The following is a 25,086-nucleotide window of genomic DNA, read 5'->3' as shown; positions in this document are numbered from 1 at the left end:
GCCGCAGCCGGGGCAGGCGCCGGTTGCGGCGCAGGTTTCGGGGCGGGCGCGGGCGCAGCGGGTTTGGCAGCGGGGGCCGCCTTCGCCACCGGCTCAGCGGAGGTCATTTCGGTTTTCTTGGGCAGGCAGCCCATCACGTAGCAGGTGGTGCGCGCCACGATCAGCGCAGAGGCCACGCCAGCCACGAAGGCGGCGCCGACCGAGTTGGAGCCGAGTTGCCACAGCGCCACAAAAATAATGGCCCCGACGACACCCCCAAATTTCCGGGCATTAGTTTGGCATTCAGCGTCGTTCATCGACATTTTGCCTTTCCTTTCCCTCATCCCGGGCTGTGGCGGCGGACGTCTCGCCCCCTTGCGCCCTTTTGGTTTGATCTAGTCTTCCAAGTCTTTCGTCAGTCTGTCTTCCGTCTTAGTAATCGTTCGTTTTGGCGCGTTCGAGGAAGCGGGCAACGCCCTCCTCGGTGATGATCTTGGCTTGGGCCACCCATTTGTCGCGGGTGACACGGCCCTTGAAGCCTTTGAGGTTACTGTCCATCCAGGCCACCTCATCCGCGCCCCACTTGGCGATCTGGTCGAAATGGTAGATGCCCAGATCGTAGCACAGGGCCTCCAGCACCGGGCCGATGCCCTCGATCGTTTTCAGATCATCGGCTTGGCCCGCCCGCGGGGCATCAAGCCCTTGCGGCTGCACGCCCTCGCCCGCCTCCACGTCCAGAACCACCGGGCCTTTCTTGGCCTTGGCTTTGGCCGGGGCCGGCGTCGCGGCTGGCTCAGCCGTGGTTTGTGCTTTTGGCGGTTCAACCTGCGCGGGTTCCGCTGCAGCCTTGGGCGTTGCCGGTTTCGGCGCAGCCTCCTTGGCGGCATGCACCACCGGCTCGGGCGCTGCCTCGGCTTTCGGCACGGGCTCGGCTTTCGGTTCCGGCTTGGCGTCGGCTTTCGCCTTTTCCTCGGCCTGTTGCGCAGCGGTCTTCGGACGCGCGCCCATCAACCCGATCGGCCCCAACCGGCCCCCCGCCTGCCAGGGCGCGGAAAGCGCGACTTCGCTGCCATCAATGCGCTTGACGCCGTCGCCCAGTGCCAGCGCCCGAGTAACAGAGCCGTTCGTCGCTTCCTTATCGCCCGCCGTTTCCATGCAGGCCGTCAGGCCCGAAGCGGGTTCGGACGAGAAACGCCCGGTTTGCGAACCGGCGCGCGGGGTTTGCCCCTTGGCCAGCGCCTCCAGAAGCGCCTCAAGGCTCTCTTCGGTCAGGTCTTCGTAGTAATCCTTGCCGATCTGCGCCATCGGCGCATTCGCGCAGGCGCCAAGGCATTCCACCTCTTCCCACGAAAACTTGCCATCTTCCGACAGTTCGAACGGATGCGCGGCAATCTTGCGTTTGCACACCGCCATCAGATCTTCGGCCCCGCAGATCATGCACGAGGTCGTGCCACAAATCTGGATATGCGCCACCGAACCAACCGGTTGGAGTTGGAACATGAAGTAGAAGGTCGCCACTTCCAGCGCGCGGATATAGGGCAGACCCAGCATATCGGCGACATATTCAATCGCCGGTTTGGTCAGCCAGCCTTCTTGCTCTTGCGCGCGGAACAGAAGCGGAATGATCGCCGAGGCTTCACGACCCTCGGGATATTTCGTCATCTGCGCTTCGGCCCAAGCCAAGTTTGCAGGCGTGAAAGCAAAGCTTTCGGGTTGTTCATGATGCAAGCGGCGCAGCATTAGCGGTCGACCTCCCCGAACACGATATCCATCGTGCCGATGATGGCCGACACGTCGGCCAGTTGGTGGCCCTTGGCCACAGCGTCCATCGAGTGCAGATGCGCATAGCCCGGCGCCCGGATCTTGGCCCGATAGGGCTTGTTGGTGCCATCGGCCACCAGATAGACGCCAAATTCGCCCTTCGGCGCCTCGACGGCGGCGTAAACCTCACCCGCAGGGACTTTGAACCCCTCGGTGTAAAGTTTGAAGTGATGGATCAGCGCTTCCATTGAGGTTTTCATATCGCCCCGGCTGGGCGGGGTCATCTTGCCTCGGGCCAAGATATCGCCCTGCCCTTCGGGCGCGCGCAGCTTTTCCACCGCCTGCAAGATGATCTTGGTCGACTCGCGCATCTCGGCCATGCGGACAAGATAGCGGTCATAGCAATCGCCGTTCTTGCCGACAGCCACTTTGAAGTCGAATTCATCGTAGCATTCATAGGGTTGGCTGCGGCGCAAATCCCACGCCAGCCCCGAGCCGCGCACCATCACCCCCGAATAGCCCCATTGGGTGATCTCTTTTTCAGTGATGATGCAGATATCGGCGTTGCGCTGCTTGAAGATCCGGTTCTCGGTCAAGAGCCCCTCGATATCATCAAGCTTTTGCGGGAATTCATGCGCCCATTGCTCAATGTCATCAACCAACGCGGGCGGCAGGTCTTGGTGCACACCACCGGGGCGGAAGTAGTTCGCGTGCAGACGCGCGCCACAGGCCCGCTCGTAGAAGATCATCAGCTTCTCGCGTTCCTCGAAGCCCCAGACCGGCGGCGTCAGTGCGCCAACGTCCATCGCTTGCGTGGTCACGTTCAGCAGGTGGTTCAAAATACGGCCGATTTCGGAAAACAGCACCCGTATGAGCGAGGCGCGACGTGGCACCACGGTGCCCGTCAGACGCTCAATCGCCAAGCACCAGGCATGTTCTTGGTTCATCGGCGCCACATAATCGAGCCGGTCGAAATAGGGCGTGTTTTGCAGATAGGTGCGGCTTTCCATCAGCTTTTCGGTGCCACGATGGAGCAAGCCGATATGCGGGTCCGCCCGTTCGACGATCTCGCCGTCAAGCTCCAGCACCATCCGCAGCACGCCGTGCGCCGCAGGGTGCTGCGGGCCGAAGTTGATGTTGAAGTTGCGGATGCTTTGTTCGCCGGTCAGCACATCATGCGAACCGTCGTCATAGGTATTCTGCCGGATGTCGCCGTCCATGCTCCTCACCTTTCTTCCTTCACCGCCAGGGCCTTCGCCACGGCTCAGCCCTGTTTCTCGTCACCGGGAAGCACATAATGCGCGCCTTCCCAGGGGCTCAGGAAATCGAATTGCCGGTATTCCTGCGTCAGCTTGACCGGCTCATAGACCACGCGTTTGAGCACTTCGTCATAGCGCAGCTCAACATAGCCCGTGGTCGGGAAGTCTTTGCGCAAAGGATGGCCACGGAAGCCGTAATCCGTCAGCAGGCGGCGCAAATCGGGATGACCCGAGAACATCACGCCGAACATGTCGAAGATTTCGCGCTCATACCAATTGGCCACCGGAAAGGCATCGACGATCGAGGGGCACATTTCATCTTCGCGCACGCTGGCCTTTACGCGAATGCGCTGGTTGCGCCACATCGACAGGAAGTGCCACACCACCTCAAACCGGGCCTGACGCTCGGGCCAGTCCACGGCGGTGATGTCGATCAGCGTCGAAAACCGGCAGGTCGGATCGTCGCGCAGGAATTCGACAAAGCGCAAAATCCCCGCCGGGGTGACGGTGATGGTCAGTTCGTCAAACTCGACCTTGGTCGAGACAACATCATCGGCGCGCTTCATTTCGATATGCGCAGCCAGTTCTTGCAGCAGTTCGCTCATCCTCTGCCCTCCTCAGCGCACCAGCGTGCCGGTGCGGCGGATCTTGCGCTGCAATTGCAAGATACCATACATCAGCGCCTCTGCCGAGGGCGGGCAACCGGGAACGTAAATATCGACCGGAACGATGCGGTCACAGCCGCGCACCACCGAATAGCTGTAGTGGTAATAACCGCCGCCATTCGCACACGAGCCCATCGAGATCACATAGCGCGGCTCGGGCATCTGGTCGTAGACCTTGCGCAATGCCGGGGCCATTTTGTTGGTCAGCGTGCCCGCAACGATCATCACGTCAGACTGGCGCGGCGAGGCGCGCGGCGCAAACCCGTAGCGTTCCACATCATAGCGCGGCATCGCGGTATGCATCATTTCGACCGCGCAGCAGGCCAAACCAAAGGTCATCCAGTGCAGCGAGCCGTTGCGCGCCCAATTGATGATGTCTTCGGCGGTGGTAAGCAAGAAGCCCTTGTCTTGCAGGTCGCGGTTGAGCGCGGCGGCCGCTACATCCATATCGGCGGCAGCCGTATTCGGCCCGGTCATCACGCCCATTCCAGCGCCCCCTTCTTCCATTCATAGGCAAAGCCAACAGTCAGCACACCCAGAAACACCATCATCGACCAAAAGGCCGTCATCGAGATTTCCCCGAACGACACCGCCCAAGGGAATAGGAACGCCACTTCCAGATCGAAGATGATGAACAGGATCGACACGAGGTAGAACCGCACGTCGAATTTCATCCGTGCATCGTCAAATGCGTTGAACCCGCATTCATAGGCCGAGACCTTTTCCGGGTCCGGGTTGCGGATCGCAATTACTGCCGCGGCAAGGATCAGCACCAATCCCAAGGCGATCGCCATCGCCAACAGCACGAGGATCGGCAGGTATTCCCGCAACAGTCCGGTCATCAACGCATCTTGCATGAGAGCCCCTCCTTGCCCCGAGCCGCGCCTTCCCGCACGGCTTCCGGATCAAGGGAGGAATAGCCTTCCCCCCCATGCCGGTCAACCGAGCGCAGCCCTGTTTCGGGGCGAAAAGCGCAATTTGTATACCGATGCACACTGTTTTTTGCGACTCTCGCAAGCGCAGAATCGACATGCCGCAATGCGGCATTACGTCTCACCCCGCGAAATCGCGGGAAATGGCCGAGAATCGGCGTCGTCGGGAAAGTGTATTGTGATTCCGTCACTTCACAAGGTCATATTGTCCAAAGGGGCGCGCGCTTTTCGAAAAAGGCTGCGATTCCCTCTCGCGCCTCGTCGCTTTCCCAGCGTTTGACCAGCGCGGCGATGGTCGCCTCTTGCGGGGCTGAGTCGCCCGCTTTGGCCAGCATCTGTATCAGCGCTTTCGCCTCGGCCACGGCCCCGGGCGCACAGGCCAAATAGGGCGCCACCTCGGCCTCAACCGCGGCGTCCAAATCGGGCTCGGGCACGACGTTTGCCAGCAGATCGAGCGCCTGCGCCTCTTGCGCATCGAACAGCCGCGAGGACATGAAAACCCGCCTTGCCTTCGCCGCCCCCATCCGCGCGACGACATAGGGCGAAATCGTTGCAGGCGTCAGGCCCAGCTTGGTTTCGGTCAGCCCAAAGCGCGCAGCGGGCACGCCCACGGCCACATCGCACACCGAAATCATGCCGACACCGCCACCAAAGGCATTGCCCTGCACCCGCCCGATCACCGGTTTGGGGCAGGTGTCGAGCGCGGCCAACATATCCGCCAAAGCGCGGGCCGAGGCCGCGCGCTCTGCGGCGCTGGCGGTCATATTCGCCAGCATCCAGCGTAGATCGCCGCCCGCGCAGAAGCTTTTTCCCTCTGCTGCCAGCACCACGACGCGCACGGTCTCGTCATGACCCAGATGGCGGATCACCTGAGTGATTTCCGAAATCATCTGCGCATCCAAGGCATTATGCTTGTGCGCCCGCGCAAGCCAAAGCGTCACCACGCCCCGCCCGTCCCGCTCCAGCCGGATCGTCTCGGTCATGGATGCTCTCCTTTCATCGCAAGCGCCTGTGCCGCCGCCTGCGCAAGCTGCGCCATATTTAGCCCCGTTTCATAGCCGAGCCGGGCCAAATGCGCCGCCACGGCTTCTGTTGCGACATTTCCCGCCGCACCGGGCGCATAAGGACATCCGCCCAAACCCCCGGCTGCGGCATCGAAGACCCGCAGCCCTTGGGCAAGGCTTGCCTCGATATTGTCCAGCGCGCGTCCAGCGGTATCATGGAAATGGCCAGCAAGCTGGGCGGGGTCCATTTCCTCCAGCACCGCCGCCAGCATCGCGCGCACGCTTTCGGGATGCGCCTGGCCGATGGTATCGCCAAGGCTCACCTCATCGCAGCCCATCACCCGCAGATGCGCCACAACCCGCGCCACTTTCGCGGGCGGGATCGCCCCCTCAAACGGACAATCGGTCACCATCGAGACATAGCCCCGCACCGGCAGATTGGCGGCGCGCGCCGCCTCGACCAGCGGTCGAAACCGCTCAAGGCTTTCCGCGATTGAGCAATTCAGGTTGGCTTGCGAAAACCCCTCGGAGGCCGAAGCAAAGACCGCAACCCCATCCACCTGCGCAGCCCGCGCGGCGGCAAGGCCCTTCAGATTGGGTGTCAGCGCAGTGTAATGCACGCCGGGCGCGCGCGTGATCCCCGCCAGAACTGCGGCCCCATCGGCCATTTGCGGCACCCATTTGGGCGACACGAAGGCAGCCACTTCGATCCGCTTGTAGCCAACCTTGGAAAGCGCATTCACCAGCGCGATCTTCTCCGCCGTCGGGATCGGGCGCTTTTCATTTTGCAACCCGTCGCGCGGCGCCATTTCCACGATTTCGACCCGCTCAGCCATCGGGCAGCTCGTAAAAATCTTGCGCATACATACTGGCCCCGCCCTTTTCGACTGCGCGTTGATGCGCGGGCCGCGCCTGCGCGCGCGCGGTCCAAGCGCTCAGCGCCGGAAAGCCCGCGCGCGGCACAAAGCGAAACATCGCATCCATGTTGAAACCAAACATGCAATCTGCGGCCGAAAATTCATCCAGCAACCAATCGCGCCCGGTCAGATGCGCCTCCATGGCCTGCATCGTCACCGCCAAACGCTTGGTCTCAAGCGTCATCAAGGGCACAGAGCGCGCGCTTTCGGGGCGCAAGAAGATGTGATGAATATTCAGCGCTTGCAGGATATTGGCCTGCGTTTCCGCAAAACTGAGCCATTCCAGAAAGGCCGCCCGCTCGGCTGTGCCGGGCGCCGGTGCCAGCCGGGCGCGGGTTTCCGTCAGATATTGTACGATGGCGCCGGATTCAAAAATCACCTGCCCATCGATTTGAAGCGCGGGGATGCGCCCAGCAGGCGACAGCGCGCGAAATTCGGGGCTGCGCAAATCACCCCCGGTCAGCGACCACGTGCGAATCTCGGTCTCTTCGCCCAGTTCCTCCAGCAACCAAAGCACCCGATGCGAGCGCGATCCGGGCACGTGATGCAAGATCGTCATGCCGCCTCCTCCTCTTCTGCCAGCCGTATCAACGCAGCGCCGGCCTCGACCTGCGCGCCGGGCGCCACCAGCACTTGTGCAACTTCGCCGGCGCGAGCCGCACACAGCGTATGTTCCATTTTCATCGCTTCGAGCACCGCAAGTCGATCCCCCGGCGCGACAACCTGCCCCGGCGCGACAAAGACCGCCTTCACCAGCCCCGGCATCGGCGCCAGTGTCAGATCAGAGGCAGGGCCATGCGCTTGGCGGTCCAATGGATCGGGGCAGGCAAAGACATGCGCGCCCTGCAAAAAGACGGTGATCTGATCCCCCGTGCGATGGAACCGTGCCCCGGTCTTGCGGCCATCGACCCACCAGCCATCGGGGTGCAGGGTACAATCATGCTGCTTGCCCGCCACCTCGACCATGATCCGGTTCGGCCCTGTGATCTGCACGAAGGCGGGGTCCTCAAAATCCACCGCACGGCGCAGGGGGGCCCAAAGCGTGAAGCCTTGGCCCGGGGTTTCATGCAGCCCCGCCGCCGCAATCACAGCAAGCGCGCGCGCGGCAGCGGGCACCGCTGTCGGCGCGGCAAGGTGCTCCAAATCGCGCGCAATCACCCCGGTATCGACCGCGCCTTCGGCAAAGCCGCGATGCCGCGCAAGCCGGGCCAAAAACCCAAGATTGGTGGTGGTCCCAGCCACCTCTGTGCGCGTCAGCGCGCTGGCCAAAAGGTTCAATGCGGCAGCGCGGGTGGGCGCATGGGTCACGATCTTGGCAATCATCGGATCATACCACGGGCTGATTGCATCCCCTTGCCGCACGCCGGTGTCCACCCGCACATCGGCGGGAAAGTGTAGATGGGCCAGCGTGCCGGTAGCAGGCAGAAAACCTGCGGGGACATCTTCGGCATAAAGGCGCGCCTCGAAGGCGTGACCCTTGATCTGCAAAGCCTCTTGGCGGGCGGGCAAAGGCGCACCACTTGCCACACGCAATTGCCATTCCACCAGATCAATGCCGGTGATCGCCTCGGTCACCGGGTGTTCGACTTGAAGGCGGGTGTTCATTTCCATGAACCAAAACCGATCCGGGCGCAGCCCCTCGGCCCCGTCGACAATGAACTCGACCGTGCCCGCGCCGCTATAGCCAATCGCCTGTGCCGCGCGCACGGCGGCTTGGCCCATTGCCGCGCGCATTTCATCGGTCATGCCGGGGGCTGGGGCCTCTTCGATCACTTTTTGATGGCGGCGTTGCAGCGAGCAATCACGCTCAAACAGATGCACCGCCTCGGTGCCATCGCCAAAGACCTGCACCTCGATATGGCGCGGCATTTCGATATATTTTTCAATCAAAACAGCGGGGTTGCCAAAGGCGGTTTGCGCCTCGCCCTGCGCGCTTTTGAGGGCCTCCATGAAATCTTCTGCGCGGTCGACCCGGCGCATGCCCTTGCCGCCGCCCCCCGCCACGGCCTTGATTAAAACCGGAAAGCCAACAGCCTCTGCCGCCCCCGCCAAATGCTCGGGATCTTGGTTGTCACCGTGATAGCCCGGCACCACGGGCACGCCCGCCTGGGCCATCAGCGCCTTGGCGGCATCTTTGAGCCCCATCGCGCGGATCGCCGCCGCCGAAGGGCCGATGAAGGTCAGCCCTGCGGCTTCTACCGCTTCGACGAAATCGGGGTTTTCAGACAGGAACCCATAGCCCGGATGGATCGCCTGCGCGCCGGTGTCGCGCGCCGCTTGAATGATCACATCGCCCCGCAGATAACTGTCTGCCGGGCGCGGCCCGCCGATGGCCACCGCCTCATCCGCCAACGCCACATGGCGCGCGCCGACATCCGCCTCGGAATACACCGCGACCGTGGCGACGCCCAAACGCCGGGCGGTGTCGATCACGCGGCAGGCAATTTCGCCCCGGTTGGCGATCAGGATCTTGGAAAACATGGCGCTCTCCCTTGGCCAATGCGGAGCGGGGCCCCGTGCCCTTGGGTATATGTTGCAAGATGAAAGCTAAAACCGCGCATCTGGCTGCAAATACCGATGGAAAGGGCAGAAAAGTTACATTCGGAACAGCCCGAACTGCGTCGGCGCGATGGGCGCATTCAGGCTGGCAGACAGGCTGAGCGCCAAAATCTCGCGGGTTTTGCGCGGATCGACGATGCCATCGTCCCACAGCCGGGCCGAGGCATAAAGCGGGTGGCTTTGACGCTCGAACATCTCGATCGTGGGGCGCTTGAATTCAGCCTCTTCCTCGGCAGACCATGTGCCACCCTTGCGCTCGATCCCCTCGCGCCGGACGGTGGCCAGAACACCTGCCGCCTGTTCGCCCCCCATCACCGAGATGCGCGCATTTGGCCATGTCCAAAGAAAGCGGGGGGAATAGGCGCGCCCGGCCATACCGTAATTGCCCGCCCCGAAAGAGCCACCCACCAGCATGGTGATTTTGGGCACCGAAGTGGTGGCAACGGCGGTGACCATTTTCGCCCCATGGCGGGCGATCCCCTCGTTTTCATATTTGCGCCCGACCATGAAGCCGGTGATATTTTGCAAAAAAACGAGCGGGATAGAGCGTGTGGAGCACAGCTCGATGAAATGCGCGGCCTTTTGTGCGGCCTCAGAGAACAGCACACCATTATTGGCCACAATGCCGACCGGGCAGCCCATGACATGGGCAAAGCCGGTGACGATGGTTTCGCCAAAGCGGGCCTTGAACTCGTCAAAGCGCGAGCCATCCACCACGCGGGCGATCACCTCGCGGATATCATAGGGAGTGCGCAGATCGGCGGGCACCACGCCCAGAATTTCCTCGGGGTCATAGGCGGGCTCTTCGGGGCTTTGCCACGCCACTGTGGTGGGTTTGGTGCGGTTCAGGTTGCCCACCGCGCGCCGCGCGAGCGCCAGCGCATGGGCATCATCTTCGGCCAAATAATCTGCGACACCCGAAAGCCGCGTATGCACATCGCCGCCGCCCAAATCTTCTGCGGTGACCACCTCGCCCGTCGCCACCTTCACCAAAGGGGGCCCCGCAAGAAAGATCGTACCCTGGTCGCGCACGATGATCGTGACATCCGACATCGCGGGCACATAGGCCCCACCTGCCGTGCACGAGCCCATCACCACAGCGATTTGCGCAATGCCCTTAGCCGACATCCGCGCCTGATTGTAGAAGATGCGGCCAAAATGATCGCGGTCGGGAAAGACCTCATCTTGGTTGGGCAGGTTCGCGCCGCCGCTATCCACCAGATAAAGGCAGGGCAGCGCGCATTCCTCGGCAATTTCTTGCGCGCGCAGGTGTTTTTTCACCGTCATCGGGTAATAGGTGCCGCCCTTCACCGTGGCATCATTGGCGACCACCATCACCTCCTGCCCGCAGACTTGCCCCACCCCGGCAATAACCCCCGCACAAGGAGCGGCACCATCATAGAGCCCATGTGCGGCGGTGGCGCCAATTTCAAGAAAGGGAGAACCGGGGTCGAGCAAAGCGGCAACCCGTTCGCGCGGAGCCATTTTCCCGCGCGCGGTATGGCGCTCTTGCGCCGCTGCGCCCCCGCCGGCCGCGGCCAAGGCTGCCGCTGCGCGCACCGGATCGAGCATCGCCAGATGCGCCGCGCGGTTGGCGCGAAAGGTCTCTGACGCGGGAATGATTGCGGAGGTCAGCTTCATTGCGCGCCCACCAATTCGCGCCCGATCAACATGCGCCGAATTTCCGAGGTGCCCGCGCCGATTTCCATCAGCTTCGCATCGCGGAACAATCGCGACACGACCGCGTCATTGAGGAACCCCGCCCCGCCCAAAGCCTGCACAGCCTGATGCGCCTGCACCATCGCCTGTTCAGAGGCATAAAGCACCGTCGCGGCGGCATCTTGGCGGGTGACTTCGCCCCGATCACAGGCCTTGGCCACCTCATAGGTGTAGGCGCGCGCGGTGTTGGTGGCGACATACATATCGGCGATTTTCGCCTGCATCAGTTGGAAATTACCAATCGGCTGGCCGAATTGGTGCCGCTCTTTCGCGTAGGGCACCACCTCATCGAGACAGGCCATCATGATCCCTGTGCCAATGCCCGACAGCACCACGCGCTCATAGTCGAGCCCCGACATCAGCACGCGCACCCCCTTGCCTTCTTGGCCAAGCACGTTTTCTTCGGGGACTTCGCAATCATCAAAGAAAAGCTGTGCCGTGTTCGAACCCCGCATCCCCAACTTGTCGAAATGCTGGCTGGTGGTGAAGCCTTTCATCCCCTTTTCAACGATGAAGGCGGTGATCCCCTTCGACCCCGCTTCGGGGGCGGTTTTCGCGTAAACCACCAGCGTATCGGCATCGCAGCCATTGGTGATCCAGTATTTATGGCCATTGAGCAGATAATGCCCGTCGCGCTTGACCGCGCGCAGCTTCATGCCCACCACATCCGACCCCGCGCCGCTTTCGCTCATCGCCAGCGCGCCGATTTTGCGGCCCGCCACCAGATCGGGCAGGTATTTTGCTTTTTGCGCCTCGGTTCCGTTCAGCTTCAACTGGTTGACGCATAGGTTTGAATGCGCCCCGTAAGAGAGCGAGATGCTCGCCGAAACGCGGGCAATTTCTTCGGTTGCCACAACATGCGCCAAATAGCCCATACCAGAACCGCCATAAGCTTCGGGCACGGTAATCCCCAAAAGGCCTAATTCGCCCATTTCAGCCCAAAGTTCATTTGGGAAAAGGTTGTCTTTGTCCACCTTTTCAGCCAGCGGGCCCAGCCGGGCGCGCGCCCAGCCCTGCACCATGTCGCGCAGCGCCGCGATATCCTCTCCCAGATCGAACCGCATCGAAGCTTCGAACATTCTCTCCTCCCGAATGCTGCCGGCCCGGTCGATTTGGGCCTTTTGACGCCCTTATTGAACGCACGTTCATTTCATTGCCCGGAAATGCGATTCCGTCAAGCGGCGGCGCGGCCTAAACCAAAGTCTGACGGAACGTCACACGCCTTTTGTATATAAAGCGCACTTTTGCGTGTTTGCGCTAAACTCTCGATCCCGTGAAGCCTTGGAAAAAAATGGTAAATGTCGTCAAATAGGGATAGCTGCGCAGCCGAGGATGCCGTGAGCACAATTGCGAAAGCGAGCCAGCATGCATGGATGTATGCCGTGCTGATCGAGATGAATGACTATTGCCGCAACGAAGGCCTGGAAGAAGTGGCAGCTTCTCTCCATCAAGCCATCGAACAGATGGAGCCGGTGGTGTTTCCGCGCCTTCCTCTGGGCCGGACGTTGGCGGAATGCACCCCTATACATTCCGCCGAAGTGGTGAGTTTCCCCTCGCCCCGCTGACACCGTTTTCCGGCTCTCGCCGTCCCAACCAGAGATCCGGAAGCCCGCCGAGCAATCTCGATCCGGCGGCAGGAGGCGGTGTCCCAGGCGCCGCCTCCAAAATTATCGCAAGACGGTCTAAATTCCATCTGGCGCGGCACTTCGCGGCGCCGGCTCCGTCAACGCCCCCGAAGGAACGGATCAAAACCAGTGATGTTCGCGCGCGATCATCGCCGCATGGGTGCGGTTGCGCGCCCCGATCTTGCGGGTCAGCGTGCGCACATGCAGCTTCACCGTGACTTCCTGAAGGTCCATCTCGCGCGCGATTTCCTTATTGGTACGCCCGGCGCAAATGCCGCGCAACACCTCGGTTTCACGCGGGGAAAGCCCGCCCATCGTGGGCGCATCGTCTTGCTTAAGAAAATCGAAGGGCGCAAAGACCGATCCGGACGCCATGAGCGTTACCGCGCCGATGATCGAACGCGCGGGCAGCGCCTTTGGCACAAAGCCAATCGCACCTTCATCCAGCGCCTCGCGCGCTGCAGCCGGGCGCGCCACGCCGGAAATGATCGCCACAGCTTGATCGGGATATTGCTGCTTCATCTGCGTCAGCCCGTTCAGCCCATCCATGCCCGGCATGTCATAATCCAGAAGCACAAGGTCGAACGGACCTTCGGCTGCGACTTGGTCAAGCGCTTCGGAAAGATTGCCCGCCACAGCGACTTCTTCACACCCCCCCGTGCGCAGCAACGCAGCGATCGCGTCACGCACAAGGTCATGATCGTCGGCAATCAACAGTTTCACACTCACCTCCGAAATTGCCCTGCAGCCCCCCCGGCCGCGGGACCAGATTTACCCCCTGCCCGGTCCGCTCCAAAGGTAATCTTAAAGAACCGGAGCCATTGCAAGAGAGGCGCGGGTTTGTTTTTCCCGGCTTCGCCCTAAGCACCAAGCATACTACCCAAGGTAGTGCAAGGGGCACACTTAGGGCTAGCCCCATATACTTATCCACCTGTGGTGTGGCAGGAAGGCTATGCGAAACTGCGTCCGTCGCGCGGGTTCGGAGGGGAACAGAGTGCCCATCAAAAGATCGGCGGTGGTCGCCGTGTTGCTCCTGTGCCTGATCGGGGGCGCCGGAGTGATTTCGGCCCTTTACGCGCAGGCCCTGCAAATCGTGCCGCCGCAACTGACTTCGGAGCCTGCGGCGAAAACCGACACCGCCGCCACACCAACAGCGGCGCTTGCGCCGCTTGACATTCCGCGCGGGCGCGTGCTGCTGACCGTCACGGGCGCCATCGCCACCGGCAATGGCAGCGCACCGCAAGGGGGCCGCGCCGCCCGCTTCGATGCGGCCATGCTCAATGCATTACCGCGCAACGGTTTTGCCACCTCGACAATCTGGACCAGCGGCGTGATGCAGTTCGACGGGGTCGATCTGCAAGCCCTTGCGGACCGGCTCGGGGTGACGCGCGGGGTCTTGCGGGTGCGCGCGCTGAATGATTACGCGGTGGATATCCCGGTTGCGGAACTTGGCCCCTCCAGCCCGCTTTTGGCCGATCGCCGTGACGGGCAAATGATGACGATCCGAGAAAAAGGGCCGTTATGGCTCGTTTATCCCTATGATCAGGGACCAGATTATCGCAATGAGATCGTCTATTCCCGCTCGGTCTGGCAGGTGGACCGGATCGAGGTTCTGCCGTAACCTGCGCCCAGAACCGCCCCCGAAGAGCTGATGCACGAAAGTCGAAACCCGTTCCGCGATCCTCCGCAGCCCTGGCGCAACCTGCTTTTCGCGGGTCTTGTGGTGTTGCTGTTTGGCGCGGTGGCCGGGCTTTATCGCTATGGCGTTTCGGTCCGCTCAGAGATTGACCATCTGGCGATCGCCAATTCTGACAGCCTGCAATGGACGCTTGCGCAACTCGAGGTGGAATATTTCCACATGGATGCGGCGCTGTTGCGTGCCAACCCAGCGGACCCGAAAACGCTGGCCGATTTCGTACGCAACTTCGATATCTTTTATGCGCGCGTGCAGACGATTACCGAAGGCAGCGGCTTTGCGGATGTGCTGATCTCGCCCCCGGCGGCAACGGCGCTCGACCGGATCGAAAGCTTTACCGAAGAGACGGCCGCCCGGATCGACGCCGGGCCCAAGACATTGGCCGCGGCCTTGCCCGAGTTGCGCGCCACGACCACCGCAGTCATGCAAGATGTCCGCACCCTGTCGCTTGATGGGGTGCGCGCCTTTGCCGAGCGCGCGATGGAGCAGCGCGAGCAGGTGTTTGACTCGCTGATCCGGCTGGCCACGTTAACGGCCGCGCTTCTGGCGACGGTTTCGGCGGGCTTTGTCGGAACATGGTGGCTGTGGCGCTATGGGCGCAATCAGACGCAATCGCTTTCCTCCGCCAAAGCACGGCTTGAAGCGGTGATCGGCACCTCGATCGATGCGGTGATCGTGGTCGATCAGGATGCGCGGGTGATCGAATTTAATGGCGCTGCCGAAAAGGTCTTTGGCTACAGCCGCGAAGAGGCGATCGGCGCGCCGATGACCGAGTTGATCGTGCCCCATCACATGAAATCCGCGCATGACTCGGGCTTCAAACGCTATCGTGCGGGGGGCGTGCCGCGCATCGCCGGGCATGGGCTGATTGGCCTGCAGGCGCGGCGCAAGAACGGCGAATTGTTCCCGGCAGAGCTGTCGGTCACCGCAACGCGGATCGGCAAATCGGAAATTTTCGTGGGATATCTGCGCGACATCACCGACCGGGTGGCTGCCGAGCAAGAGTTGATCGACGCGCGCGATGCCGCGATGGCGGGCGAACGCGCGCAATCCGAATTTGTCGCGGTGATGAGCCACGAGATGCGCAACCCGCTCAACGGGCTTTTGGGCACGGTCGACCTGCTGAGCGAAACCGAGCTGGATGACACCCAGCGCCGCTTTGTCAGCTCGATGCAGAAGGCGGGCGAAATTCTTCTGTCGCATGTCAACAACACGCTGGACGTGGAACGGCTTGATGCGGGGAAATTCTCGCTCACCCGTGCGCCCTATGCACCGATGGCCGTGGCTGACGAGGTGGTGCAGATGCAGGCGGGCACCGCTGCCGCGCGCGGCGACCGGCTTTTGGCCCATGCCGAGGGCGATCTGCCCGCCGCAGTCGAAGGCGATGCGCTGCGTATCCGGCAAGTGCTGATCAACCTCGTCAGCAATGCGATCAAATTCACCCGCGACGGGACCGTGTCGATTGAGGTGGAATATCACCGCGACCAGAACACGCTTGAATATCGCGTGATCGACACCGGGATCGGCATTCCGCCCGATCAGACGGAACGGATCTTCGACGATTTCGTGACGCTTGACCCAGAATTGTCGCGCGAGGCGACGGGGACCGGTCTTGGCCTGTCGATTGCCCGCCGTCTTGTGCGGGCGATGCGCGGCGAAATCGGCGTCGAAAGCGAGCCGGGTCAGGGCGCGGCTTTCTGGTTTACCGTCCCCGCGCCGGTGGTTCTCAAGGTGCCCGAGACGGCCCCCGCCGCCACATCCGCGCCCAAGCCCGCCCCCCTCAATTGGGGGGACGAACCCGAAGCCCCGATCCATGTGTCGGCCGATACGCCCTTGGTCTTGACCCCGCGCCGCGCCGAACCGGCCGCCGGCAACGGTGAGAGCGCCCCCTCCGGCCCCCAAACGCCGGCCCAAGGCCCGATCGAAGGCCCGATCGAGGTTCTGGTGGTCGAGGACAATGACATCAACCGTGTCGTGCTGTGCGAGATGCTGCGCCGGGGCGGCCACCTTTTCGACGAGGCGCGCGACGGGATAGAAGGCGTCGAGGCGGCGCAGAAACGGCGCTTTGACGTGATCTTGATCGATTTGAACATGCCGCGCATGAACGGGATCGAGGCGACCGAGGCCCTTCGCGCGGGCGATGGTCCCAACAAGCATACACCGGTGATCGCGGTCACCGCCAATGTCTTGCCAGAGGCGCGGGCGCGGCTGGAAGCGGCTGGCGTGTGCCGGGTGATTGCCAAGCCGATCACGCGCAAGATCCTCGAACAGGTGCTGGCCGACGAACTGCGCGAGGGCGGGCGGCTTGCAAAGACCAGCGCCGCGCCCAAGCCCGCCGCCCCCGCGCCGCAACCGGCTGTTGCGCTCACGCCCCCGGCACCGACGCGCGTGCCCCTGCCCCGAACCAGCCCAACCAAGCCCAATGGCACCGCCAGCAACGGCTCCAAGGCGCCCGCCGCCGATGCGCCCTTGCTCAATATCGAAACCCATACCGACCTTGCGCAATCTCTGGGCGACGAGCTGATGGCGCAAACGCTCAACCAGTTCATGAACGAAGCCGAGGCGATGCTGCCGCGCCTTACCGCCGCGGCGGCACAGGCCGAACCGGCGGCCACGGCGGCCCTTGCGCACAAGCTTGCGGGCTCGGCCGCCTTGATGGGCGCAGAGCGGCTGCACCGCACGCTGAAGGCGATCGATACGCCCTTGCGCCATGCCGCGCCGGGCGCGCCGCCCAGCGACCCGGTGGCCGCCGCCTTGATCGCCTTGCCCGCCGTTTGGTCCGCGACACGCGCAAGGGTTGTACCCCCCAGCACCCCCGGGGCCCCACAAAATCAGGCCAATGCAGGCGCATAAACCAAGGGCGGAAGCTCCCCATCCCTTACTTTTGTAGCGCTAAACTATACTTATGAGTGTATTTTGACCCCCTCAGACCCCTTGCCAGATTTCCCTAACGCCAATTAACCTTGCAATTAGGTTAAAGAAGGGACGTCCCATGGTCTGGCTTCACAGTACCCCGCATCCCGCGCAGAACGTTTCCGCGCTTGGGCCGTGGTTTGGGCGGCTGGCCGCGCGTCTTCGGGCCCCTTTTGCAACCACCTCCACCTCGGTGAGCAAGGAACAGGCCCAACGCGCCGAGCGGGCGGCCTATCACCGGGGCTTCAGCGAAGGCTTCAGCGCGGGGTTCACCCGCGTGACGCCCCTGCACCGGCTGCCGATGACGCCGGCGAAGACCGATGTCGCGGATCTCTCCTCCGAACTTTCCCCCGAGGCGGCCCCCACCGCCGAGCTCTCCGCGCAGGACACCACCACACAACCGGCTTCGGCGTCGCTTCCCCAAGCGGCGCCGAAGTTCCACGCACTTGATGTCGACGATGTTTCGCTGGTTTTGCTCCTGTCGCGCCGCGCCGGGGCCGATCTGCCCTGTGTCGAATGGATTTCTGAACACGGTCTGCCGTTCCGCCGTATTGCCGCGCTGCACCCGACTTCGCCGATCTGGTCCGCGCCCCATGGCGCGCTGTTGATCGTTGACCTTGACACGCTGGGCGGCGTGGCGACGATGGCGGAAAGCCTGATGCGCCTGCGCGAAGGCCGCCCCGACATCTCCATCGTACTGATGTCCGAAGAAGTGGCGGGCCATGATTTCGGTCTGGAGCGTCTGGCGCTTGCCGATATCACGCTGCGCCTGCCCTGTGCCTTTGCCAGCTTTGAATTCGCGCTGGCCGAAGCGCCGATCAACAATGCGATCTGGCAAGAGCGCATGGCCGAAGCCAATATGGCCTCGGGCAGCTAACCCGACCGCGGCGGATCACATCCGCCGAACCTCCTGATCCAAAATACGGGCGATGGTCGCCGCATCCGCCTCACAGAAGGTGAGCGGCAGACGCAAATCGAGCAGTCCCGCGAGAACGTGATCGGTGCGCGGCAGATGCTGCGCGGGGGCATAGCGCCAGCTTTGATGGCGCGAGGTGAAGGCAACGGGTTCCTCGGCCCCGAACCATTTCAGCTCGACCCCGCGCGCAGCGCAGCGCGCCACGAGCGACAAGATACGCGGCGCGGCCCAGCCGGGCAGCAGGAACTGGAAAGAAGAGCCCACAAAGGTCTCTTCTTGGGGACGCGGGATCACCCGCAAACCCGGCGTGGCAGAAAGCCCCGCCTCCAGCGCGCGGTAAAGCGCGGTCCAACGGGCAATCTTTTCCGGCAATTCGGCAATTTGCGGGCGCAAGATCGCGGCGCGCAGATTGTCCATCCGCCCCGAGACATTGGGCGTGTTGTATTTCAAGCCCTCAAACACCTCGGGCGGGGGCGTGGCGCGGTGCCGATCAAAAAGCATATAGCTGCCCGACAGCAAGATCATCCGCGCCATCGCCACCGGATCGTCGGAAACGATCAAGCCGCCCTCGCCGGAATTCATATGCTTGTAGGTCTGGGTGGAATAACACCCAATGATCCCGTGTCGGCCAGAGGGCGTGCCGCGCCACGCAGCCCCCATCGTATGCGCGCAATCTTCAATCACCTGCAGCCCGGCGGCCTCGGCAATCTCCATCAACCGGTCCATATCGCACAAATGGCCGCGCATATGGCTTAGCATTAGCACTTTGGCCCCGGCGGAGGTGGCCTTGTCGGCCAAATCATCGAGATCGATCACCAGATCCTCGGTCACCTCGACAAAGACCGGCTCGGCCCCCAGCGCGGCAATCGCCCCCGGCACCGGGGCAAGCGTGAAGGCATTGGTCAAAACCCGATCCCCCGGCCCCACGCCAAGGGCGCGCAAAGCGCAGCCCAACGCATACCCCCCCGAGGCCACGGCAAGACAATAGCGCGCCCCGGTAAATGTTGCAAAATCGACCTCTAGCGCCGCCACCTCGCCAATTTCACCCGGTGAAATGTTGTATCTGTGTAAGCGACCAGATTGCAAAACCGCCAGCGCCGCAGCGATCCCGGCCTCGGAAATCGGCTCTTGTTGGGTGAAATTGCCGCTAAAGACTTCCAAAGTGTCATCCATCGGCGGGGTCCTTTTGCAAGGCAAAGATCAAACAAGGCACCGCAAGCACAAGCGCGGCAATGAAAAAAGCAGCATCGGGGCTTTGCACCGGCGCGGCGTCTGAGAGGAAATAGCCAAAAACCTGCGCAAAGAACAAGGTCCCTGCCAGCATCGCCAGGCTGCCCAGTGCGCCGATGCCGCCTTGCAGGGCACCTTGTTCTTCTTCAGGCACCGCGCGCGACATCATCGCTGTGAGCGCGGGCTGGGCAAAGCCTTCAGGCCCGTGAAACAGCAACAGCAAGACCACCGCGCCGATCCCACCCGCAAACCCATAGCCAGCAGCGGCAAGCCAAGCGATCATCAGCCCCAAAAGCGCGGCGCGCCGCTCCCCCAGCCAGGCAACGGCGGGGCCGGTCAGCACGCCTTGAAAGACCGCCCAAACAATGCCGAATGCAGCCAGGGACAGGCCGATCACCGCTTCTGACCAGCCGAATTTCGCGATCCCCCAAAACGGCCAAATCGCCGGATAGATGGCCGAGCCGAAGGCATAAATCACAAAGACCACCAGAAGCCGCGTGGTCCCCCGCGCCCGGCGAAACACCGCAAAGACGCCAAAGGGGTTTGCCTCACGCCAGCGGATCGCACGCCGTTTTCCGCGCGCAAGCGTTTCGGGCAAAAAGAAAATTCCCCAGACCAGGTTCATCCCCGCCAAGCCCGCCGCCACCCAAAACGGCACGCGCGGCCCCAAGGTGCCCAAAAGCCCGCCAAGGGCTGGCCCCATCACGAAGCCCAAACCGAGCGCCGCGCCCAAGCGCCCAAAGGCGCGCGCACGCTCCCCTGCCGGGGTAATATCGGCCACATAGGCATTGGCGATCACCGGCGTCGCCCCGCAAATGCCTGCGGTAATTCGCGCGACGAACAGCCACGCCAAATTGGGCGCCAGCGCATAGAGCAGATAATCGACGCAAAGCCCCGCCAATGCCAACAGCAACAGCGGACGCCGCCCGAACCGATCCGACAGCGCCCCCATCAAGGGCGCGGCCGTGAATTGCGCCAGCGCATAGCTGGCATAAAGCCAGCCCCCCACCTGCACCGCATCCGAAACCGCGATGCCGCCCACCTCTTCGATCAGCCGGGGCAAGACCGGGATAATCAGCCCCAGCCCCGCCATATCGATAAAGACCACAGCCAGGATGAACAGCCCGGCCCGGCGCGGAAGGGCGCGCTCAGCCATGCAAAGGCAAAAGCCGTGCCATCACGCCCGACAGATCGGCATAGCTGTCCAGCATCGCTTCGGGGGCCAGCCGAGAAATCGCCCCCCCTTCAGGACCAAAGCCCACCAACACGCAGGGCACCCCCACGGCGCGCGCGGTCTCGCGGTCGGTTTCGGTATCGCCAATCAACAGCGAACGCGCCACCACCCCCCCCGCACGCGCCACCGCCGCGTGATACGGCGCGGGATCGGGCTTGCGGGTGGGCAACGTATCGGCCCCGATCAAGGCATCAAAGAGGCTGGCCACGCCCAGTTCATCAATCAGATCCCGCGCCAGCACCTCTGGCTTGTTGGTGCAGATCGCGGTGCGATACCCCGCGCTGCGCAACGTGGCCACCGCCCCCGCCGCGCCCGGATAAAGCCTTGAATGCACGCAAATATGATCGGCGTAATGGGCCAACAGGCGCAGGTAATCCTCTTCGATCAGGCTCGCGGCATCGGCGGTGCCATGGCGCGCGTGGCCCAACGCCAGCATCGCCCGGCCCCCATGAAAGGCGGTTTTCGCATCCGCTATCGGGTCGAGCGGCGTGCCCATGCCGCGCGCGGCGAAGCAGGCATTCGCCGCCGCCACAAGATCGGCCGCAGTATCCACAAGCGTGCCATCCAGATCGAAAACCACCGTCGCCACTGTTACGCCCCCGAAAGATTGTGTGATCCCCGCCCTCTTGCGAGGAGATATGGTATCGGTAAAACAGGCCAGAGCAGAAGAAAAGGGATCCTCATGGCAGTTGCGCTTGTCGTCTTGGCCGCGGGCCAAGGCACCCGCATGAATTCCGACCTTCCCAAGGTATTGCATCAGATTGGCGGCGCGCCGCTGGTGGCGCATGCTTTGGCGGCGGGCGGGCGGCTGGCACCCGAAAAATCGGTGGTGGTGGTTGGCCATGGGGCCGAAGCGGTGGCGAAGGCGGTCGCCAAATTCGACCCCGAGGCGGAAATCGCCTATCAGCCCGAGCAATTGGGCACCGGCCATGCGGTCGCCCAAGCGCTTTTGCAGATCCCAAGCTTTGAGGGCAAGGTGGTGGTGCTTTACGGCGACACGCCTTTCATTCGCCCCGAAACGCTTGAGGCGCTGACCGAAAGCACCGCCGATGTGGTGGTGCTGGGCTTTGAAGCCGCCGATCCGGGCCGCTATGGGCGGTTGGTGGCCACAGGAGACCGGCTTGAACGCATCGTCGAATACAAAGATGCGACCGAGGCGGAACGCGCGATCACCTTGTGCAATTCCGGGGTGATCTGCTGCGATGCCTCGTTGCTGGCGCTTTTGGTGCGCGAATTGAAAAACGACAATGCGGCGGGCGAATACTATTTGACTGACATCATCGCGGGGGCACGCGAAAAAGGCTATGTCGCCGAGGTTGTGCGCTGCGCGGAAGAAGAGACTTTGGGCATCAATACGCGCGCCGAACTGGCCCGCGCCGAAAGCCTGTTTCAGGCCCGCGCCCGCGCCGAGGCGTTGGAAAACGGCGTCACCATGGTCGACCCGGCAACGGTTTATTTCGCGCTGGATACATGGATCGGGCGCGATGTCGTGCTGGGCCCGAACCTTGTCTTTGGCCCCGGCGTGACGGTTGAAAGCGGCGCGCGGATCGAAGCCTTTTGCCATTTGGCAGATTGCCATATTTCGCGCGGCTCGACGATCGGCCCCTTCGCGCGACTGCGCGGTGGCACCGAACTGGCCGAAGATGTGCATATCGGCAATTTCGTCGAGTTAAAAAACGCCGCCCTTGGCGAGGGCGTGAAAGCGGGGCATCTGAGCTATCTGGGCGATGCCGTTGTGGGCGAGCGCACGAATATCGGTGCGGGCACGGTGACGTGCAATTATGACGGGGTGTCCAAGCATCGCACCGTGATTGGCGCCAATGCGTTCATCGGCTCTGACACGATGCTGGTCGCGCCGGTGACGGTGGGCGATGGCGCGCTGACGGGGTCCGGCTCGACCATCACCGAAGATGTGCCTGCTGGGGCTTTGGCACTTGGTCGCGCGAAACAAGTGACCAAACCCGGTCTGGCCACGAAACTGTTCGAGATGTTGCGCGCGAAAAAGGCCGCGCAGGGTAAGGGGGCGTAAATGTGCGGCATCATTGGCATTTTGGGCAAGCACGAAGTCGCCCCGCTGTTGGTCGAAGCCCTCAAGCGGCTTGAATATCGCGGCTATGACAGCGCAGGCATCGCCACGGTGAACGCGGGCCGGCTGGACCGGCGTCGCGCGGTGGGCAAACTGGCCAGCCTGTCCGACCTTTTGGTGCATGAACCGCTTGCGGGCCGGATTGGCATTGGCCACACCCGCTGGGCGACCCACGGCGCCGCCACCACCGGCAATGCGCATCCGCATCGTTCGGGCCCGGTGGCGGTGGTGCATAACGGGATCATCGAGAATTTCCGCGACTTGCGCGCCGAACTGGCTGGGGCAGGCATCACCCCCGAAACCCAGACCGATACCGAAACCGTGGCGCTTTTGACGCGGCTGCATATGGATCGCGGCATGGACCCGCATGCGGCGGCGATTGCCACCTTGAACAAGCTTGAGGGGGCCTTTGCGCTTTTGTGGCTGTTTGAGGGGCAAGACGATCTGATGATCGCGGCGCGCAAAGGCTCGCCGCTCGCCATCGGCCATGGCGAAGGCGAAATGTTTGTGGGCTCGGATGCGATTGCGCTTGCCCCCTTCACTGACCGGATCACTTATCTTGAGGAAGGCGATTACGCCTTTGTCACCCGCGCGGGCGTCGCGATTTTTGACCATGACGGCGTGGTCGTGCAGCGCGAGCAAACCGTGGTCAACAGCAGCGCCACGCAGGTGGAAAAGGCGGGCTACAAGCATTTCATGGCCAAGGAAATCGCCGAGCAACCCGTGGTCTTGGGTGACGCTTTGCGACATTATCTAACGGCAGACGGCGTGAATCTGCCCCAAGACTTAGACTTTTCCAACATTGAGCGGTTGACGCTGGTGGCCTGTGGTACGGCCTTCTACGCCTGTTCGGTGGCGAAATACTGGTTTGAAAGCTTGGCCGGCCTGCCCTGTGAAATCGATGTCGCCTCGGAGTTTCGCTACCGCGAACCGCCGCTGCCCAAGGCCAGCTTTGCGCTGTTCGTCAGCCAATCGGGCGAAACCGCCGATACGCTGGCCGCGCTGCGCTATTGTGCGGGCAAGGTCGACAAGACAGTGGCGGTGGTCAATGTCGCCACATCGTCGATCGCGCGCGAAGCCGACGTGGCATTGCCGATCCTTGCGGGGGTCGAGGTCGGCGTCGCCTCGACAAAAGCGTTTACCTGTCAATTGCTTGCGCTTGCCGTAATGGCCCTGAAGGCCGGGCGCGACCGGGGTAAGCTGACATCGGCAGAATTTGGGGCGCATCTTGATACATTGCGCGCCCTGCCCGGCCTGATGAATGCCGCTCTGGCCACCTCGGACGAGATCGCCAAGCTCGCCGGACAATTGGCCGAGGCGCAGGATATTTTGTTCCTTGGGCGCGGGCCGATGTATCCGCTGGCCTTGGAAGGGGCGCTGAAACTCAAGGAAATCAGCTACATCCATGCCGAGGGCTATGCGTCGGGCGAATTGAAACACGGTCCCATCGCGCTGATTGACCGCACGGTGCCGGTGATCGTGCTCGCCCCGCATGACCGGCTGTTCGACAAGACCGTGTCAAACATGCAAGAGGTTATGGCGCGCCACGGCAAGGTGCTTTTGGTGACCGATGGCAAAGGCGTCAACAGCGCGGCAGAGGGCACATGGGCGCATCTGCGCCTGCCCGAAGTGGCCGAGCCCTTTGCGCCGATCCTTTATGCGCTGCCCGCGCAACTGCTGGCCTATCACACAGCCATCGCCAAGGGGACCGACGTGGACCAGCCGCGCAATCTCGCCAAATCGGTGACGGTGGAATAATGGGCCGCAAGCGCCGCAGCCGGGTGATCGTGGCCGAAGACCGCCCGATGACCGAAGAAGAGGCACGGCTGGCCGCCGAAGCTGCCGCCTATGCGGCCTCTGATGCAGAATATACGCAATATGCGGAGGCCGAGGAGGAAGACCTTGGCCCGCCGCCAAGTGTCGAGGAAGCCCTCGCGACGCTGGAAAGCTGCGGTGACGCGGAACGGGCAGCGGGGGCCGCCGCCTATCACAAGATCGACCGGCGCTATCTGGGGATCACCGTTCCGCTGATCGAAGACATGGCGCGGCTGTGGCGTGCGCAATGCACGCTCGACGAACGGATCGCGCTGGCCGAAGGGCTGTGGCGGTCGGATGTGCATGAGGCGATGATTGCCGCCACGAAACTGCTGACCCAAGCGCGCATCCGCCCTGACGATGCGGTGTGGGATCTGATCGCAAGCTGGGCGCCGGATTTTCAGGGTTGGGCGGTGGCCGATCATGCCTGTAATGCCGGGGGTCGGCGGCTTCTGGCCGTGCCGGAGCGGATCGATCACGTTGAAGGCTGGTTGCAGAATTCGAACATGTGGACCCGGCGCGCTGCGCTCGTCATCACATTGCCCTTTACCAAATCGAACAATCCAAGCGCGGAAGAGCAGGCGATCCGCGCCCGCGTTCTGGGGTGGTGTGAAACGCTTGCCCCCGAACGGGACTGGTTTCTTCAAAAGGCCATCGGCTGGTGGCTGCGCGAATTGTCCAAACATGATGCGCAAGCGGTGCGCGACTGGCTGGCCGCCCATGGCGACAGGCTCAAGCCCTTTGCCCGCAAGGAAGCCACGAAATACCTGACATGA

Annotated in this window: 23 protein-coding genes; 7 read left to right on the top strand and 16 right to left on the bottom strand. The window is 62.7% G+C overall.

The window, feature by feature from the left end:
- From CKO11_RS08020 to CKO11_RS07965, 12 genes are all read right to left on the bottom strand, one after another.
- The coding region (locus CKO11_RS08020) for a hypothetical protein (protein WP_223635994.1) at positions 1-302 on the bottom strand (302 nt) is incomplete at its 3' end.
- Positions 303-411: 109 nt separating this feature from the next.
- A complete protein-coding gene (locus tag CKO11_RS08015; protein WP_223635990.1) occupies positions 412-1,719 on the bottom strand; it encodes an NADH-quinone oxidoreductase subunit E in 1,308 nt (435 codons plus the stop codon).
- Positions 1,719-2,960, bottom strand: coding sequence for an NADH-quinone oxidoreductase subunit D (locus CKO11_RS08010; protein ID WP_223635986.1), 1,242 nt, complete (start codon positions 2,958-2,960; stop codon positions 1,719-1,721). Before CKO11_RS08010 ends, CKO11_RS08015 begins: the two co-directional genes overlap by 1 nt.
- Positions 2,961-3,004: 44 nt before the next feature.
- A complete protein-coding gene (locus tag CKO11_RS08005) occupies positions 3,005-3,604 on the bottom strand; it encodes an NADH-quinone oxidoreductase subunit C (RefSeq protein WP_223635983.1) in 600 nt (199 codons plus the stop codon).
- A 12-nt stretch (positions 3,605-3,616) separates the two neighbouring features.
- Positions 3,617-4,150, bottom strand: coding sequence for a NuoB/complex I 20 kDa subunit family protein (locus CKO11_RS08000; RefSeq protein WP_076485612.1), 534 nt, complete (start codon positions 4,148-4,150; stop codon positions 3,617-3,619).
- Positions 4,141-4,506: an NADH-quinone oxidoreductase subunit A gene (locus CKO11_RS07995; RefSeq protein ID WP_223636006.1), complete on the bottom strand. Its 366-nt coding sequence runs from the start codon at positions 4,504-4,506 to the stop codon at positions 4,141-4,143. Before CKO11_RS07995 ends, CKO11_RS08000 begins: the two co-directional genes overlap by 10 nt.
- A gap of 290 nt (positions 4,507-4,796) precedes the next feature.
- Positions 4,797-5,579 carry a crotonase/enoyl-CoA hydratase family protein gene (locus CKO11_RS07990; RefSeq protein WP_223635980.1) on the bottom strand — a complete coding sequence of 261 codons (783 nt, stop codon included), beginning with the start codon at positions 5,577-5,579 and terminating at the stop codon, positions 4,797-4,799.
- The gene (locus CKO11_RS07985) at positions 5,576-6,436 is read right to left on the bottom strand and encodes a hydroxymethylglutaryl-CoA lyase (RefSeq protein WP_223635977.1); all 861 of its coding nucleotides are present in this window, start codon (positions 6,434-6,436) and stop codon (positions 5,576-5,578) included. The genes CKO11_RS07990 and CKO11_RS07985 overlap by 4 nt, the downstream gene beginning before the upstream one ends.
- Positions 6,429-7,076, bottom strand: a complete 648-nt coding sequence (locus tag CKO11_RS07980; RefSeq protein ID WP_223635974.1) for a glutathione S-transferase family protein — start codon at positions 7,074-7,076, stop codon at positions 6,429-6,431. The genes CKO11_RS07985 and CKO11_RS07980 overlap by 8 nt, the downstream gene beginning before the upstream one ends.
- Positions 7,073-8,998 carry an acetyl/propionyl/methylcrotonyl-CoA carboxylase subunit alpha gene (locus CKO11_RS07975; protein WP_223635971.1) on the bottom strand — a complete coding sequence of 642 codons (1,926 nt, stop codon included), beginning with the start codon at positions 8,996-8,998 and terminating at the stop codon, positions 7,073-7,075. The genes CKO11_RS07980 and CKO11_RS07975 overlap by 4 nt, the downstream gene beginning before the upstream one ends.
- Positions 8,999-9,112: 114 nt before the next feature.
- Positions 9,113-10,717: a carboxyl transferase domain-containing protein gene (locus CKO11_RS07970; RefSeq protein ID WP_223635969.1), complete on the bottom strand. Its 1,605-nt coding sequence runs from the start codon at positions 10,715-10,717 to the stop codon at positions 9,113-9,115.
- Positions 10,714-11,874 carry an acyl-CoA dehydrogenase family protein gene (locus CKO11_RS07965; protein WP_223635966.1) on the bottom strand — a complete coding sequence of 387 codons (1,161 nt, stop codon included), beginning with the start codon at positions 11,872-11,874 and terminating at the stop codon, positions 10,714-10,716. The genes CKO11_RS07970 and CKO11_RS07965 overlap by 4 nt, the downstream gene beginning before the upstream one ends.
- Positions 11,875-12,132: 258 nt before the next feature.
- On the opposite strand from CKO11_RS07965, the gene CKO11_RS07960 reads away from it, so the two are divergent.
- Positions 12,133-12,360 (top strand): hypothetical protein, encoded by a 228-nt coding sequence (locus tag CKO11_RS07960; RefSeq protein ID WP_223635963.1) that lies wholly within the window; start codon positions 12,133-12,135, stop codon positions 12,358-12,360.
- Positions 12,361-12,540: 180 nt separating this feature from the next.
- On the opposite strand, the gene CKO11_RS07955 is transcribed toward CKO11_RS07960, so the two are convergent.
- The gene (locus CKO11_RS07955; RefSeq protein ID WP_317851800.1) at positions 12,541-13,143 is read right to left on the bottom strand and encodes a response regulator transcription factor; all 603 of its coding nucleotides are present in this window, start codon (positions 13,141-13,143) and stop codon (positions 12,541-12,543) included.
- Between the two features lie 271 nt (positions 13,144-13,414).
- Here CKO11_RS07955 and CKO11_RS07950 point away from each other — a divergent pair, with 271 nt between their 5' ends.
- The 3 genes from CKO11_RS07950 to CKO11_RS07940 all read left to right on the top strand — a co-directional run bounded on the left by CKO11_RS07950 (position 13,415) and on the right by CKO11_RS07940 (position 17,906).
- Positions 13,415-14,041, top strand: a complete 627-nt coding sequence (locus CKO11_RS07950) for an oxidoreductase (protein WP_223635957.1) — start codon at positions 13,415-13,417, stop codon at positions 14,039-14,041.
- Between the two features lie 30 nt (positions 14,042-14,071).
- Positions 14,072-16,969 (top strand): ATP-binding protein, encoded by a 2,898-nt coding sequence (locus CKO11_RS07945; RefSeq protein WP_223635954.1) that lies wholly within the window; start codon positions 14,072-14,074, stop codon positions 16,967-16,969.
- A 139-nt stretch (positions 16,970-17,108) separates the two neighbouring features.
- On the top strand, positions 17,109-17,906 hold the full coding sequence (locus tag CKO11_RS07940) for a hypothetical protein (RefSeq protein ID WP_223635951.1): 798 nt from the start codon (positions 17,109-17,111) through the stop codon (positions 17,904-17,906).
- A 15-nt stretch (positions 17,907-17,921) separates the two neighbouring features.
- Here CKO11_RS07940 and CKO11_RS07935 read toward each other — a convergent pair whose 3' ends face one another.
- The 3 genes from CKO11_RS07935 to CKO11_RS07925 are packed head-to-tail and all read right to left on the bottom strand — an operon-like array spanning position 17,922 to position 20,998.
- Positions 17,922-19,118 carry a DegT/DnrJ/EryC1/StrS family aminotransferase gene (locus tag CKO11_RS07935; RefSeq protein ID WP_223635947.1) on the bottom strand — a complete coding sequence of 399 codons (1,197 nt, stop codon included), beginning with the start codon at positions 19,116-19,118 and terminating at the stop codon, positions 17,922-17,924.
- Entirely contained in the window at positions 19,111-20,331 is a 1,221-nt protein-coding gene (locus CKO11_RS07930; protein WP_223635944.1) for an MFS transporter, read from the bottom strand. Before CKO11_RS07930 ends, CKO11_RS07935 begins: the two co-directional genes overlap by 8 nt.
- On the bottom strand, positions 20,324-20,998 hold the full coding sequence (locus tag CKO11_RS07925; protein ID WP_223635941.1) for an HAD-IA family hydrolase: 675 nt from the start codon (positions 20,996-20,998) through the stop codon (positions 20,324-20,326). The genes CKO11_RS07930 and CKO11_RS07925 overlap by 8 nt, the downstream gene beginning before the upstream one ends.
- Before the next feature lie 93 nt (positions 20,999-21,091).
- Between CKO11_RS07925 and glmU the strand changes: the two genes are divergently transcribed.
- The 3 genes from glmU to CKO11_RS07910 are packed head-to-tail and all read left to right on the top strand — an operon-like array spanning position 21,092 to position 25,086.
- Entirely contained in the window at positions 21,092-22,438 is a 1,347-nt protein-coding gene (gene glmU / locus CKO11_RS07920; protein WP_223635938.1) for a bifunctional UDP-N-acetylglucosamine diphosphorylase/glucosamine-1-phosphate N-acetyltransferase GlmU, read from the top strand.
- Positions 22,439-24,253, top strand: a complete 1,815-nt coding sequence (gene glmS / locus CKO11_RS07915; protein ID WP_223635935.1) for a glutamine--fructose-6-phosphate transaminase (isomerizing) — start codon at positions 22,439-22,441, stop codon at positions 24,251-24,253.
- Positions 24,253-25,086, top strand: coding sequence for a DNA alkylation repair protein (locus CKO11_RS07910; RefSeq protein ID WP_263298423.1), 834 nt, complete (start codon positions 24,253-24,255; stop codon positions 25,084-25,086). The genes glmS and CKO11_RS07910 overlap by 1 nt, the downstream gene beginning before the upstream one ends.

Origin of the sequence: Rhodobacter sp. TJ_12 (genome assembly GCF_020023995.1) — a bacterium.
GTDB lineage: Bacteria > Pseudomonadota > Alphaproteobacteria > Rhodobacterales > Rhodobacteraceae > Rhodobacter.
Note: the sequence above shows the minus strand (reverse complement) of the source record. Positions and strands in the feature narration are given on the sequence as shown.